General features: G+C 38.2%; 10 protein-coding genes and 2 tRNA genes. 2 read left to right on the forward strand and 10 right to left on the reverse strand.

Annotation, left to right across the window (positions count from 1 at the left end; translation table 11 throughout):
* Window positions 1–113: 113 nt before the first annotated feature.
* Together AAC037_RS05325 and AAC037_RS05330 are read right to left on the reverse strand one after the other, a co-directional pair.
* On the reverse strand, window positions 114–1,445 hold the full coding sequence (locus tag AAC037_RS05325; protein WP_339902008.1) for an MATE family efflux transporter: 1,332 nt from the start codon (window positions 1,443–1,445) through the stop codon (window positions 114–116).
* A gap of 110 nt (window positions 1,446–1,555) precedes the next feature.
* Entirely contained in the window at window positions 1,556–3,010 is a 1,455-nt protein-coding gene (locus AAC037_RS05330) for a DUF294 nucleotidyltransferase-like domain-containing protein (protein WP_339902009.1), read from the reverse strand.
* A 161-nt stretch (window positions 3,011–3,171) separates the two neighbouring features.
* On the opposite strand from AAC037_RS05330, the gene AAC037_RS05335 reads away from it, so the two are divergent.
* Window positions 3,172–3,245 (forward strand) — tRNA-Arg (locus AAC037_RS05335).
* 54 nt (window positions 3,246–3,299) lie between these two features.
* Window positions 3,300–3,375 (forward strand) — tRNA-Lys (locus AAC037_RS05340).
* Between the two features lie 70 nt (window positions 3,376–3,445).
* Here the strand turns inward: AAC037_RS05340 and acnA are convergent.
* From acnA to AAC037_RS05380, 8 genes are all read right to left on the reverse strand, one after another.
* Window positions 3,446–6,226, reverse strand: coding sequence for an aconitate hydratase AcnA (acnA, locus tag AAC037_RS05345; protein ID WP_339902010.1), 2,781 nt, complete (start codon window positions 6,224–6,226; stop codon window positions 3,446–3,448).
* 137 nt (window positions 6,227–6,363) lie between these two features.
* Complete coding sequence (locus AAC037_RS05350) at window positions 6,364–7,338, reverse strand: MlaD family protein (RefSeq protein ID WP_339902011.1); 975 nt, start codon at window positions 7,336–7,338, stop codon at window positions 6,364–6,366.
* Complete coding sequence (locus AAC037_RS05355) at window positions 7,335–8,087, reverse strand: ATP-binding cassette domain-containing protein (RefSeq protein WP_339902012.1); 753 nt, start codon at window positions 8,085–8,087, stop codon at window positions 7,335–7,337. The genes AAC037_RS05350 and AAC037_RS05355 overlap by 4 nt, the downstream gene beginning before the upstream one ends.
* A 1-nt stretch (window position 8,088) precedes the next feature.
* Window positions 8,089–8,886 carry an ABC transporter permease gene (locus AAC037_RS05360; protein WP_339902013.1) on the reverse strand — a complete coding sequence of 266 codons (798 nt, stop codon included), beginning with the start codon at window positions 8,884–8,886 and terminating at the stop codon, window positions 8,089–8,091.
* Between the two features lie 53 nt (window positions 8,887–8,939).
* Window positions 8,940–9,311: a response regulator gene (locus AAC037_RS05365; RefSeq protein ID WP_339902014.1), complete on the reverse strand. Its 372-nt coding sequence runs from the start codon at window positions 9,309–9,311 to the stop codon at window positions 8,940–8,942.
* 540 nt (window positions 9,312–9,851) lie between these two features.
* The gene (locus AAC037_RS05370; RefSeq protein WP_339902015.1) at window positions 9,852–12,725 is read right to left on the reverse strand and encodes a PD-(D/E)XK nuclease family protein; all 2,874 of its coding nucleotides are present in this window, start codon (window positions 12,723–12,725) and stop codon (window positions 9,852–9,854) included.
* Window positions 12,726–14,369, reverse strand: coding sequence for a hypothetical protein (locus AAC037_RS05375; RefSeq protein ID WP_339902016.1), 1,644 nt, complete (start codon window positions 14,367–14,369; stop codon window positions 12,726–12,728).
* 48 nt (window positions 14,370–14,417) lie between these two features.
* Window positions 14,418–15,938: a UvrD-helicase domain-containing protein gene (locus tag AAC037_RS05380; protein ID WP_339902017.1), complete on the reverse strand. Its 1,521-nt coding sequence runs from the start codon at window positions 15,936–15,938 to the stop codon at window positions 14,418–14,420.
* Between the last annotated feature and the right edge of the window lie 23 nt (window positions 15,939–15,961).

The raw sequence follows: 15,961 nt of genomic DNA on the forward strand, positions 1-15,961 counted from the left end.
AAATTTAGAAGGTCAGCTTATCAGTGCTGAGATCCTGAATCATGGAAAACCCGACCTTTTATCTGACCACTACCCTGTATATGCCACTTTTATATACAATCCCGGCAAATAATTTACAATGTCTTGGTCTCCTTTCTCAGGAAGTAATATGAGATAATGGCTGCCCCCGTATCCGCAAGGGGAAAGGCATACCAAATACCTTCTAATCCAAACAAGGCCGGCATGATCATCACCAAAGGAATGAGAAATATCCCTTGCTTACTTAAGGCAAGCAACAAAGCAGGCTTGGCTTTTCCAATGGCTTGAAAGTAGGCACTCCCTATCAAACTAAAGGCAAGCAACGGGGTAGCCAAAAAAGATTTTCGCATGGCTGGAACACTTACATTTATCAAATTCTGATCTTCAGTAAAAACAGAAACTATGGCTCCTGCAAATGTCAAAATCAGAATAAATATCAATAAAGCCACCAGGGTTGATGACTTTATTGCCAATTTGATACTCTCTTGTACCCTGTTTCTTAATTTTGCCCCATGGTTATACCCGGCTATTGGGACAAAGCCCTGAGTGATGCCCAATACCGGAAAAATGGCAAACATCATCACCCTGTTAATGACACCATAGGTGGACAAGCCCTGCTCCCCTCCGTATTTAAAAAGCTCATTATTTAGTACTATGGCCAATAGACTCACGGTTCCTTGTCGGGCTAAAGTTACAGCACCCAATGAAGCAATTTCAGTGGAAATTTTAAGGTTCGGCTTAAACCATTCTACACGCATCTTCATGCTTGACTTTCCAATGATAAAAAACCACAAAGAATAGATAGCACTGGCCATGTAAGAAATCGTCGTGGCCCATGCAGCCCCTTTTAATCCCATATCAAACCAAATGATAAATATAGGGTCCAATATGATATTAAATACTGCCGGCACAATCAGGGTGTACATGGCAACTCTGGGATATCCTTCTGCTCTTATCACATTATTTCCCATCATGGCCCAGGCCATAAATGGGATTCCTATGAGAATGATTGTAAAGTAATCTTTTGCCGGCTGTAATACATCCCCCTTACCCCCAAACAACTTTAGAATATCTTCTGCAAAAACATAACCTATCCCAACAAACAGCAGAGCCAAAGTCAATGTCATGCCAATTTGATTCCCAAAAGTATTGTATGCTTTTTCATTATTTCCATCCCCAAAGGATCGAGAAATAATGGAAGCACCACCAACACCAATCGACATACCTATACTTGAAATTAAAAAAGAGATGGGCAAAACCACAGTTATGGTGGCTATTCCTAATGCACCTACATAACGTCCCACAAAAATAGTATCGACAATCCCATAAATAGACAAAACCAAAATGCCAACGGCGGCAGGTAGGGCTTGTTTAAGTAATAGATTACCAATTGGGGCTTGACCGAATAAGTCGTTTTTGTTTTGCATAAAAATAAGGGTACATCTTGGTACGGCTTACAGAAAAAAATGTTTGTTTACATTAAATCTTTAATTATTATATCAATACCCTATCAATGCCACCATTCTCTTCAAAGCACTCAAAATGATTTGGTAAACTGTATTCTTATCTTCAGCTGAAGATCTCTAATTACTTTAAATATTTCTTTGATGGTCACCAATTGAACTTGTGTAAGTTGACTGATTTTTATATAGTTTACGGGCTTTTTATTTTCATTTATAATAGCCCCTGCCTGTTTCTCTAATCTAAGCCCCATTAGGTAATAATAAGCCTGAAATAATTCTATTGACTCTTTAGATTTAAAGACTTCCCGTTTGGTGAGAATTTCCAACCTTTTACCTGTATTGGTTTCAAAAACCTTATTGGCCAAAGCATAAAGCCTCATTGCATTGACTATTGGCGTCATCGCTCTTTTGATATCAAAAACTTCTTCCTTGTCTACTTTAAAAGTTTTAATATTCTTCAGCCAAGTCAGCTGTGTATCATATTGCAAGGAATTTTGAGCCATATTATAGAAAAATCGTTCCAGAGGGTAATGTAATTGCTCATCCATGAACGCTTTTAAATCATCTAACAAGGAAAAATCTCCATAAATAGGTCTACAATCGAAAAAAGTACCATAACTCAATACCGTCTCCATAGAGGATTCCTTAAACCAGCTAGCATAATTATTTTTCCAATGAGAAAGCGAATGGGTCCACTTTGGATTACTGGCCATAAAACCTCCTTGACAGTAATCGAAACCAATTTCATTCAATTTATCTGATACCGTTTTAGCAAAATCAAGAAAATACTCACGGACCATTTCTCTTTGCTCATTTGCCTTGTCTTCATAAATAATGGCATTATCCTGATCTGTTTTTAAGGTTTGTTCTTTTCTTCCCTCACTTCCCAAAACAAAAAAAACAAATTTAGCAGGAGGCTCTCCTTTTTTCTTGATCACCTGCTCAATGACCCTCAAAGTAATAATATCTGCAATTGTTGAAATTATCTGGTTAATTATTTCTGCCCTAACACCTCTTTGAATCAGTTGATCTACTATGCCCGGCACTTGCCTCCATTTTGTTTTTAATTCCACCTCATCGAGTGCTTGCTTCACAGATTGAATAAATACAAAAGGAGAAAGTGATTGAACCGTCAATATTTTATTTCTACTGGTTACACCAATATAATGCCCCCTTTCCTCCACTAGTAAGTATCGGGTTTTGGTTCGAAACATAAGCAACAAAGCTTCATATACCGGTGCCTCCTTGGAAATCGCCACTAGTTTGTCATCCATAATTTCACTGACCGGACTTTGGGGAGATAATTCTCTTGCCAGCACATTATCCCTTAGGGTTATGTCTGTAATCACCCCCAGGATATTATCCACATTGTTTCCGACAAACAAACAACTTGATTTTTCATCCCGCATGATTTGGGCAGCTTTTGAAACAGCAGTTTCAGGACCACAATAGAGCACCTTTTTAAGAGGTATTTCACTTAATGTTTTAATATAGAAATCATCAATGGGAGTCAAGTACACCGGTACCATAAAGACATTATTTTTTTGCAAAGATCACCATTCATTTTGAAGAAATAAAAAGTATTTTAGGTTAAGTGTTTGCAATTAAAAAATTCTCCCTTACATTTGCACAAGCTTTTGAAAAAGCACAGAGAAAAGGGCTGAAAAGCCATTTTCTTTTTAACAAAAAAGGTCCTGTAGCTCAACTGGATAGAGCAACTGCCTTCTAAGCAGTAGGTTTCAGGTTCGAGTCCTGACAGGATCACATTGTTAAAATTCAAGAGTTTTAGAAGAAAAAATTTACTTCTATTTTATTTCCGATTCTGTAGCTCAGCTGGTAGAGCATAACACTTTTAATGTTAGGGTCCTGGGTTCGAACCCCAGCGGGATCACCAAAAAAAGCCTGTTTATTTTAAACAGGCTTTTTTATTTTTCAACGTTTGGAATTCTTCCCAACCTTAGAATTTAGGCTTTCAGAAACTGCCTTAAAACATAATGTAAAATACCTCCATTTTTGTAATACTCTATTTCAATCAAAGAGTCAAGGCGGGCAACAACGTCAAAACTTACAGTGCTTCCATCTTCTTTTTTAGCCTTGGCCTTCAAAACCTTCAATGGTGTCAAACCTTCATTGATTCCTTCTATAGAAATCAATTCTTTACCGGTAAGTCCTAGCGTTTCGGCAGACTGCCCTTTGGCATATTGCATAGGTAATACACCCATCCCTACTAAGTTGGAGCGGTGAATTCTTTCGTAACTTTCAGCTATTACTCCTTTAATCCCCAAAAGAGTGGTTCCTTTAGCAGCCCAGTCTCTGGAGGAGCCACTTCCATATTCTTTTCCTGCCAACACCAATAAAGGCACCTCATCAGCCATGTATTTACGGGAGGCATCGAATACCGTCATTTCATCTCCGGATGGCATATGCGTGGTATAACCACCTTCTTGGGCGGCCAGTTGATTCTTAATCCTAACATTGGCAAAAGTTCCCCGTACCATCACTTCATCATTACCCCTTCTGGAACCGTAAGAATTGAACATCGATTGTTCTACACCTTTATCAAGCAAGTATTTACCTGCTGGCGATTTTGGAGAAAAAGAACCTGCAGGTGAGATGTGATCCGTTGTAATAGAATCTCCCAATTTTAATAAAACTCGAGCTTCGAGAATCTCTTCCGGCTCATCAACTTCTTCAGATATCCCATTAAAAAATGGAGCTTCCTTAATATAAGTAGATTGATCGGACCATTGATAAACTTTATCTTCAGGAGCTTTTAATTCTTTCCACTGTTCATTACCTTCAAATATCTCCCCGTAACTTTTTTTATAATCCCCGGGAGACAAAACTTTTTGAGAAACTTCAAAAATCTCCTCATTACTAGGCCACAGGTCTTTGAGGTATACAGGCTCCAAATTCGGGTCGTAGCCTAAAGGTTCATTATTCAAATCAACATCCACCCTACCTGCTAATGCGAAGGCAACCACTAGCATTGGAGACATCAAATAATTCATTTTTACCTGAGGATGCACCCTTGCTTCAAAATTTCTGTTTCCTGAAAGTACTGAAGCTACTACCAAATCATTTTCCTCTACCGCTTTGGCAATATGCGAAGGTAAAGGACCGGAATTTCCAATGCAACTGGTACAGCCGTACCCTACAACATGAAAACGCAAAGCTTCTAAATCCTCGAGTAATCCTGCATGATGAAGGTAATCAGTAACAACTTTAGATCCCGGAGCCAGGGAAGTTTTTACCCAGGGTTTGACATCCAAACCTCTCTCTCTTGCCTTTTTCGCTATCAAACCAGCTCCTATCATTACACTTGGATTGGAGGTGTTGGTACAAGAGGTAATGGCAGCAATAACAATTGAGCCATCATAAAGCGCAAATTCTTCATTATTCAATTTTACCCCTACAGACTTTAAGCCATTCTTAACTTTGGTCTTTATCTCCAAGTCTTCCTCTACACTTTTATTACTATTTTCCACTGGCTGATTGCCACCGCCTTCACCGAGCCATCTACCTACTTCTCTTTTCTCAATTGGAATGTATTCTCTGCCGTGTACTTCTTTCAAAAGGGAACCGAATTTATCCTTAAACTCTCTTAAAAGAATTTTATCCTGAGGTCTCTTTGGGCCTGAAACCGTTGGTTCCACAGTGCTCAAATCCAACTCCACTACGGTAGAGTAATTGATCTCATCCTCATTTTCCCTCCATAACATATTGGCCTTGGCGTAGCTCTCCACGAGCTTGATTTGCTCTTCATCCCTATTGGTCCTTTTCATATAATCCAAGGTCCGATCATCTATAGGGAAATAAGTAACCGTACATCCAAATTCAGGAGACATGTTAGATATTGTGGCCCTATCTGGTACAGATAATCCATCCAAACCCGGACCAAAAACTTCTACAAATTTACCTACCACACTCTGCCTTCTAAGAAGCTCAGTAATGGTTAATACCATATCTGTAGCTGTTGTACCCAGAGGCAATTCTCCTGTTAACCTCAACCCAACCACCTCAGGCATTATAAAATTGATGGGTTGCCCTAATACTGCCGCCTCAGCTTCAATTCCTCCAACACCCCAGCCAACAACTCCAATTCCATTGACCATTGGTGTGTGTGAGTCTGTTCCTACCAAGGTGTCAGGGAATACATTTCCATCTCTTGAAATCACGCCTTGAGCAAGGTATTCTAAATTTACTTGATGACAAATCCCCATCCCAGGAGGTACAACTGAAAAGTTATTAAAAGATTTTTGAGCCCATTTCAAGAACTCATATCTTTCTCCGTTTCTTTTATACTCCACATCTACATTCTTCTTGTAGGAGTAGTTGGTACCAAAATAATCAACCTGAACCGAGTGGTCCACCACTAAGTCTACCGGTATCAATGGGTTTATCTTCTCGGGATTTTTGCCTTTTCTAACTGCTTCGGCTCGAAGAGAGGCAATGTCTACTACTGCAGGCACTCCTGTAAAATCCTGCATCAATACTCTTGCGGGTTTATAAGGAATATCCTTCTCTGATGGCTCCGGTTTCCAATTGAGAAGGGTCTCAATATTTTCTTTAGTAATGGCAAAGTCATCAAAATTTCTGAGGGTATTCTCTAAAAGGATCCTGATTGAAAAAGGAAGTTTATTTATAGGGTATCCTTGCTTCTTTAACTCTTCCAGACTCCAGTAACTAAGATCACCTTGAGCGGATGGAAGCTTCTTAATAATTTTATATGGATCTTTTGTCATAAAATAAACAGGTTTATTTATAAAGTGGAAATTAATTTCGGTTTAATATATTACCTAATATACTAATATAACCTATTCCTATCAATTATAAGGCCATAAAAAAAAGCGGAAACAAGTTCCGCTTTTTTTTATTCAATTTATTCCGATGCTGCATCAGCTTTATCACGTTTTCTAAAAGATTTCCTGAAAAACCAATGGTACCGTAGCGCTTCGAGTGTTTCGTTCATTCTAATTGTTCCAGTATCCAAACTACTCATGGTTCCTTTCAAATAAGCTGCAAACTCCTTATCATTTAACAACATCCCTATAGCATTGTCTGTATCACTTAGGTTTTCACTTACACTACTAAAATTTTGCGCGGCATCGCTCGCCTCTGCAGAGGTAGTCTCCAACTGCGCTGCAGTAGTTTGTAGGCTTGCAAAGAGAGTGGTATCATTGAGCATTTTATCTACAAATCCGCCCTTTTGATTAAGCCCATTCGAAAACTTTGCCAACTCAGCGGTCATTCTATTACTATTCGCCGCAGTTCTTTCCAAATTTTGCATGGTAGCTTTAAAAGTTTTCACCAAAGTACTGTCTGTTAGAACAGCTCCCACTATTCCTTCACCACTGGATATTTTATGTGTTAGAATTTTTAAATCTTCTGTAATGGATACCAAGTTGTTATTATTCACTTGCAATGTTTCCATCATTTCATCTGTATCCAGTGGCATTTCGGCAGTTAAAACGTCACCATCCTCAATGGCAGATCCCTGACCTGTGCCACCATATATCACAATTATTTTATTACCTATAAGGCCATCAGAACTGATCGTGGCTTTGGAGTTCTTTTTGATATATTCTTTGGCAGACGATTCTATATTCATTTCAATTTCTACCTGAGATTCACCGTAAAAATTTATCTTTTTTACTGTTCCAATCTTTACACCCGAAAACCATACATTATTTCCTGTTTGCAAACCTCCCACATCGTCGAATACGGATGTAACACGTATACTTTTCACAAACGCCTTTTGTTGCGCACCTAGGGTAAGGATACCTACAACAAGTATTGCGATTCCTATTAGCACAAAAATGCCAACTGTAACCGATCTTTTATTATCATTCTTCATTGTTCGATGAAATTATAGTCATAAAATGATTTTACTCTGCCATCAACGGCATGTTCAAAAACCTCTTCAAATTTTCCGGTATTGCCAAAATGCCCATCCAGTAATACGGCCATCCTGTCACCTGTAACTTTGGCACAGGTTAAATCATGGGTAATAATAATTGAGGTTGTCTTGTACTCTTCATTCACTTGATTGATCAAGTTGTTAATGTCCATGCAGGTGATTGGGTCCAGGCCGGCGGTGGGTTCATCGTAAAGCATTATGTCGGGCTTTAAGATAAGGGTGCGCGCTATACCTATTCTTTTGCGTTGACCACCTGATAATTCTGATGGCATTTGATTAATGGCTTGAATAAGCCCCACCCCCTCCAGCACTTCTTCTACCAATTTATCTTTATCTTTTTTACTCAAATTTTTAACATTCCTTACCAAAGGAAATTCTAAATTTTCCCTCACCGTCATGCTATCATACAGAGCACTTGCCTGAAACGAAAATCCGATTTTCAACCTTAATTCATTGAGCTTTTTCTGATTTAATTGACTCACCTCCTGCCCCACGACAATAGCAGATCCACTGTCCTGTTTAAGCAAGCCAACCATGATTTTGATCAACACCGACTTCCCACTTCCGGATTTACCTAAAACCACTAAATTCTCTCCACTATAAAGGTCCAAATTTACGTCTTTAAGAACGTCCATGTCCCCAAAAGATTTGGAAAGGTTTTTTATTTGAATTACTGTATCTTTCATATTATAATTGCCTAAAGAAATTGGTGATCTGCAAGGATAACAATTCCTCTATAAATATTAAAAACATGGCCATAACTACAGCTGAATTTGCTGCTTTACCTACTCCTTCTGTTCCTTTGGTAGAGTTGTAGCCCTTATAGCAGCCCACCATACCAATGGTAAATCCAAAAACCAATGACTTAATCATTGATGAGCTGATGTCTAGAAAGGAGATGGAATCAAATACCTGTACAAAGAATGTACTTATACTCACCATTTCGTTGACATTCACATTTAAAAAAGCTCCCATTAAAGCAACAAAATCTGTGTACAAGACCAAAATTGGAATCATAAAGGTACTTGCCAGTACCCTGGTAACCACCAAAAATTTAAATGGATTCGTAGCCGAAACTTCCATGGCATCGATTTGTTCGGTAACTTTCATCGAACCAATTTCTGCTCCTATACTAGAACCTACTTTTCCTGCAGCTATAAGGGCTGTCACCAAAGGCCCCATTGCCCTAACAACTGCTATAGAAATTAATGACGGCAACCAAGATGTTGCCCCAAATTCAGATAGTGAAGGCCTAGACTGATTGGTAAAAACAATCCCTACAATAAAACCTGTAAGAGAAATTAATGGGAGAGAATTATAACCTATGCGATAACACTGTCGAATAACCTCTTTGAATTCATAGGGTGGTATCCAAACCTCGACAAAAAATTTCTTAACAAACTGAAAGGCTCTTTCCAGCCCAATAAAAAAATTATCTATCCGCCTACTAAATACCTTATCATTTCCTTTTAAGTTTTCAGCCATACTATTGTTGTATCTTTTCGATGCTTATTAATTTCTAAAATCAACCGATCTATTCAATCGATCAAAAATTTTAAATAATCCTCTTCTTTAATCGGCTTAATCAAAATGCCACTTATCTGATCAAATTTTTTACTTTTATTCAGGTCCTCAGGATCAATAGAGGCGGTGAGCATTTTGACATCTCCTTTTATCCCTTTGAGTTTCATTTGCTCCAAAAAACTCCAACCATCCATTTCAGGCATATTTATATCCAGCATAAGAACGTCTACATCGTTTTCACCCAGCCAATGCAAAGCCTCCAAAGGATTTTGAAAAAAATACACGTCCAACTTTAAATTCAACTTTCCCAATACGCGCTTGTTGATCATGAGTTGGACCTTATCATCATCAACAAATACTACTACTGTATTTTTAATTTTCTTCACTTAAAATCTTGTTTCTATCCTTTTTGTTCTTCAATTACGAAACATATTAACATCAAGTTTTAATAATAAAATTTTCGCTTAACAAGCTAAACTCAAAATTATTCTATCATTAAACCCATACCGAGGGCCCCTTGTTCCCTTTTTCCAAAAAGATATTCCATGATTTATTTTTTATTGGCAGCAAATAATAGAAAAACGTGCCAAAATAAATGTTATCACTTGTTATAATCAAGAAAAAACCCTGCCAATACTTCAATTTCAACCTAAAAATATTGATAATTTAATTCATTTGCGATTACATCCATAGGCTACTTTTTAATCCAATATCCAGTTTTTTTTAACCTATGTCGAATTACCTTTTTGGATTTGAATAAAGGCAAGATGGTTTTTACATTTTGTCAAATTGATCCTATTCCGCAAAAATAAGGAAATTGATAAATAATTTGACTTAGTATAAAACTATTCTAGGGAATAATTTCCTAGCAAAACCTAAAAACTTTTATAGGGATGAAAGAAATAAACCCATAGCTTTACTTACTCTCAACGCGAACAAATTTCTGCATAAGGGCAGTAATCACATTTTTTTAAGTCATTGGTTTGATCAAATACCTGATCCTGATCAAAAATCTCTTCAAGTGTGCTTTTCAAACTTGAAACATAATCCTCCCTATAAGCTGCATAGTCCTTCACTTCACTGTATTTTCTGTACCCGTAATTCTCTTGAAGATAGGGGTTAAAATCCTCCTTGAATATATCACGCAGGTTAAACAAGGCCGGTTTTAGAAAATATTGATTGTCCGGAAAGTTGGCCTCATACAGCAATCCATAAAAGAAGGTCTGCATGGCCGCCTTATTTCTATCAGAACTGTCCCTGTCAAACATACTTTCTACCGACTTAAAAGTCTTTTTATCTTGTCCGGATTTATAGTCTATTAATCGTACCGTATCACCAATCCTATCCACCCGATCTATGATTCCGCCCAGTGCGATAGTTAGTTCTTCCCCATTGGAGTTTATTGGGACAAATGCACGGTATTTTTTACCGGCTTCAAGTGAGATTATTTCAAAGGGAGCAGACAGTCTATCTTTCAATAATACCCCCTGTAAATATTTCTGCAAAACATCTCTGGCTATCACAAGCTGCCCTGTAAGCTGAGGGTTTTCTCCTTCTAGGAAATATTGTTCCATGATTGCTTTCATCACGGCAGGATAAACAAAGTCATTCAACTCCTCAATATCACTTACCTGAAGCACCTTACGCTTTTTCCTTTCTATATATCCCATGTACAAGTTCTCCAATGACTTGTGAACAAGATTACCAAATATAGCCGGATCCACTTCTTCTTGCACCTCTTCAGGAACATCAATCCCTGCTATATAGCTAAGGTAAAATTTTAATCTACAATCCAGCCAAACATTAAGGGCAGAGGGTGAGAAAGACAGGGGTTCCCATTCACCATATAAAGGCTTGGTATACCTCCTAAGGTGATCCATGATTGACTTGTCCTTCTCAATTACAATGGCTCTGGTTGGTGATAAATTCACAGGAATATGGGTGATGGTATCTTCCTTCTGGACGCCATCCTGATTCATCTCTATTTGAAGCTGATGAATGTACCGACTTTTCTCATTGACCTTACCTTGCTCTCCCGCAGTGGTATAAAGCAAATGAACCTCTTGGGCTTCATGCAAAAGTCGATAAAAGGTGTAAGCATATATGGCATCATTTTGCTCTTGGATAGGCATACCAAAAGCTTTGCGCAAATTAAAAGGAATCATGGAGTTCATGGAATTGGATGGAGGAAAACTTCCCTCATTCATATTACAAATGATAACCCTTTTAAAATCCAAGTTTCTAGACTCCAGCACTCCCATCAACTGCAAACCTTGCAATGGTTCGCCTTTAAACGGAAGTTTGATTTCTCCGAAGACTTGTTTAAAAATCCTTAATAAAAAGGCAATATTAACCTCCTCTTTGATTTCTTTATCCACTATCACCTTTAACCTATTCATTTGTTTGAAACACTGAAATAGGTAGGTTCGCTCCATGGTATTTTCCTCCAAGGAATCAGCCAACATCTTAATTAAACCTAATATATCATCCATCAAGGTAGCCGTAGTCATTGGCTGAAAAACTTGGGCAAACAATGCCCCACCTTCCTTTAAGACCTTCGAAGACACGTACAAGGTGTTGTTTCTGGAAAATTCATCAATTAAATGTTGAGAAAATTCCGGTGCAAGATCATATAAATAAACAGTGGACAATAATTCCTTGACAGGCTTGTAATAAAACATCAACTCCTCATTCACTATTTTACTATACCTCTGCAAATCAACCACAGCTTCCAAAAATGTAAAAATGGGGGTATGCTTGACCGGATAACCCATCGTGACATTCACCTTATTCACATTATCGGGCAAAAGGTTTAGGACAGGAAAAAGAAGTTGTTCATCAGGTAGAATTACCACTGTCTCTTCCCAGTTTTCTTCCTTCTGGGGTATGGCTTCCAATATCGCCCCCACCATATTGGCCTGGTTAATTTTTAAAGGAACGGCATAGGTTTTAACTTGTCTTTCTTTCTCAACAATTTTGTTTGGAGTAATTTCAGGAAAAGTAGGCCCTAGGATTTTATCTTTTTTATAATCCCTAAAAAACATACCTGCTTCCTGGCTGCTCGCATTTAGGTAATATTGGTCAATATCCCAATAGATCTCTGCTCCAAAATTTTTAACAAAATGCTTGATGAGTTTTTCCTCTGCCCCTGTAAAAGCATTGAAACCTACAAAGACAGTCTTCATTTCAGAGGGAGGAACATTGTCCAAAGTTTCTACTACCTCCCGATAAATACTCCCCCCGTAGGCTAAGCCCAATGTTTTTAAGGAAGAATTAAAGCCTTGATACAAGGGAAATAGAACATCCCAAAATCTAAGGAATTTCTCTTGGTGAAACCTATCTCTACTTTCAAATGAAGCCCAAAAGGCCTGAATCAATTCGATTTGGTCCGGAGAAAGGAAACTCCAGTCGCTTTCTAGTATTTTTTGTTCCTTTAAATTGACAAAAAGTTTTTCAGGGTTGACCAAAAATTGATCCAGATCATTAAAATCTTTAAGAATCATTTCACCCCAAAAGTAAAACCTATCAAAACCCTCTTCATTACCGGTAAGGGTTTTATAAACCTTGTACAGTTCATAAATCAAGCTTAATTTATCTGCAGGCCTTTTCCCAATAATATCATAGAAAAAATCTTCTATAGTGATCACCTTAGGCATATACGTAGGTCGAGAAACCAACTGTCCGAGGTACTTTGTGAAAAACAAACCTGCTCTACGGTTAGGCAAGACAACCTGAATATTTTTAACATCTACTCCTCTCTGCAGTAATTCAGCTGCAGTTCGCTTTAAAAATCCTTCCATTTAAACAACTTTTTCAATTGTGCTACTTTCTATGTAACAAATATATCCTTGTATAGGCATTCCCTTTTCTATGTCTTTTACCAACTTGACATACTCCAATACTTGTGAAGCGTGAGAGGCTCTCTTTTCTCCGGTTTTGAAATCCACGACTGCTATTTCTTTTTGATAATAAATAATTCTATCCGGTCGCTTGTGCTCACCACCCGGAAGAAATATACCTTGTTCGGTAAGTACTTTTCCAGAGCCATCAAACCAAGAATTAAATATTTCTATTTGGCAAAGGTTGTGGAATTGACTTTCCAACAATTGTCTTTCCTCTTCAGTAATTGCCCCATCAAAAAACATACTTTGTAATTCCAGAAAAAAATCTTTCTTGGTTCGTGATTTTTCAATAATCCGGTGAACCAGCACTCCAAAAGCTCTTTTGGATACAATATCTGAGGCTTCAAATTCTCCAAAAGCCTGCTTGACTTCCAGAGATTTCTCCCAAGGTTTGTATTTCCATACCATTGGTTGAGAAGGAGGTAAGGCTTCCTTTTTGGATTCATTTAGGTGCCAAATCCCTAAATCAAATTCTTTTTCCTCATTGTTATAGTAGTTATTAAAAGCCAATAATTCATTTTCTTGAGCTCCAAATTGCATCACTTCGCGAAGTAGGTCAGCCACTGTCGTTAACTTATCCTTCTTATTTGGATTACTAAAAGGTGCCATTGCCATTAGCACCTCTTCTGCTCTGGTAAATCCCACATACAGCATATTTAGGGAATCGAGATGATTCATTAAATTCTCCTCTAAATATGCGGTTGAAAATGCCGAATCTTTTAATTGCGATCTCACCGACAAAGGCACTATCGCCGGAGGTAGGGCTTCATTCCAATCGTACTTGGTCCAAATAATGTTTTCTTTGCCGGTATCGAACAACTTCCAATCCAAGTAGGGCAATAGCACCACCTTGTATTGTAAACCTTTAGATTTATGTATGGTTTGTATTCGAATAGCATCAAATTCCTCCGGGATTTTCACTGTTCTTTTATAGCCCTTTAGCTCCCACCAGTTAAGAAAGCCACTTAGATCAGCCCTGTTTTTACCAATAAAATCATATACTGCTTCTTTGAAACCTGACAAGTAAGCAAGTTCACCTGCACCTTCATTCAGATCTACCAAATCGATGATTGCTTCCACCAAGTCCATTAGTGGCAACTTCCTGAAAACCGGCAGCTGTTGAAAAAAACTTTCCTTTAAGCCTTTAAATTCCTCCGGCAAACTATCTTTTCTAAACAATACATGGTCAAAGGGGATGGTTCTTATTCTGGCCAATTGTATCCAAAAAGTTTTTTCAGCCAGTGAGTCTTCTGCATCATTTACCATTCCTAAAGCCGCCAGAAGGCATTTTACAACAGAGGCCTTAGTAAGAAACAGTGCCTCATCTGATAATACATCATACCTGTAACCGTTATCTTTGTTTTCTTCAGCATAGGACATAAAGGCATCTGCAATTTGTGCCGCCTGGTTATTTTTTCTCACCAAAATGGCGATGTCCTTCAATTGGTAGCCCTGATCTAATAATTTCTCAACCTTGTCCGGTAATAAGTTCAATATTACATCGTCGTATTTTGTCTCTTTATCGGTCTCAATAAAAGACATTGAAACCTTCCCTTCTACTCCTTTGGCTTTTTGCCTAGGAGCAATTTTCTACAAAACATCGCCATAGGCCTTTTCTATTCGATCCATAGAGGCATCATCCAAGACCGTCCTTAAATGATCGCTAAGCAGTTTTGATAAATTTGAAAATAAAGTATTGTTAAAGGCTACAATATTGGGTAAACTCCTAAAATTGGTATCTAGCTTTTTAACATCTATGCCAAACCCTCCAAGATCATTCTCTACTTGCTCCATTAGCAAACGCATCTCCCCACCTCTCCATCGATAAATGGATTGCTTGACATCTCCTACCACCAAATTGGTTTTACCCATAGAAAGCGTGTTCAGTAAAAGCGGACGAAAACTCGCCCACTGAAAACCGGAAGTGTCTTGAAATTCATCCAGTAAAAAATGTTGGTAACGATTGCCCACCTTTTCATAGATAAAGGGGGTATCGTTGTCACTTGTAATGGATTTTAGAAAATCATTTGTTTCTGAAATCAGCAGCAAATTCTCCTCTTCTTTCAATTCCTTCAACTCTCTTAATAGATAGCCAAATAAACCGAAGGTATATAAGTTCTTGGATATTGAGTCCAGGGTATTCCAGCTGCGTTTCAGGGGTTCAAACTGATGCAAAATATCACCTAATCCTTCTCCATAGGCCGATTCAATCGCAGTTTTAAGTTTACTTGTTTTGGTGTACCACTTTTCCGGCCCAAGAAGCAATTTTGCCTGGGCATCTGTAAGCGTTGGAATCGGATCTTCCTTTTTACCCAATTGATCAAATTTTTTACTGAAGGATTTAGATCCACCGGAAAAATCTTCCCAAGAAAGACCGTTCTTATCACGGATAGCCTGAGCCGTACCCCTTAGTTCCAAGGCTTTATCAATAATAAGCTGCTTCTGTCCAAATATAAATTCTTTGAATTCTTTATAAGTATCCGGATTCTCCAAAAAGGCTCCCACTTCTTTTTGAACAATTTTAAAGTCTTCTAAGAAGATCTTTTTTCCCAAATCCTCAATAGATTTTCTCAGGTCCCAAGATTTCCCTTCTGTAATCTTGCTGATAGAAAACTCCACCATCCATTTGTGTAGTTCCGTGTCTTCTGCTACCCGCAACATCAGCCTGTCTACCATACGCGTCATGACACCATCCAGGTCTAGCTCAACATCAAATTTGGCTTGTAGGTCAATTTCTCTGGCAAATGCTCGAATGACTTTTTGGAAAAAACTATCAATTGTACTCACAGAAAAAGATCCAAAATCATGAAGGATAGTGGTCAAAACCTTAGCAGCCCTTGCAGACAATTCTTTGGGGGACAATTGCCATTTTTCTAAGAGCTCTTTGTGCATGGTTTCATCGGGGTCCACCCCTTCCTTAAGCCTTTTTAGTTCTTTGATAATCCTGTCCTTCATTTCTTGAGTAGCCTTATTGGTAAAGGTCACCGCTAGAATCCGGGTAAAAGCAGTGGGGGATTCAAGGGCCAACTTTAGGTAGGCAGTGGTGAGGGTATAGGTTTTCCCCGAACCTGCAGAGGATTTATAGATTTGTAAAGGAGCTTCAGTAATCATTTAAACCAATCATTTAAGGAATT

This window comes from uncultured Cyclobacterium sp., assembly GCF_963976465.1.
Lineage (GTDB): Bacteria > Bacteroidota > Bacteroidia > Cytophagales > Cyclobacteriaceae > Cyclobacterium.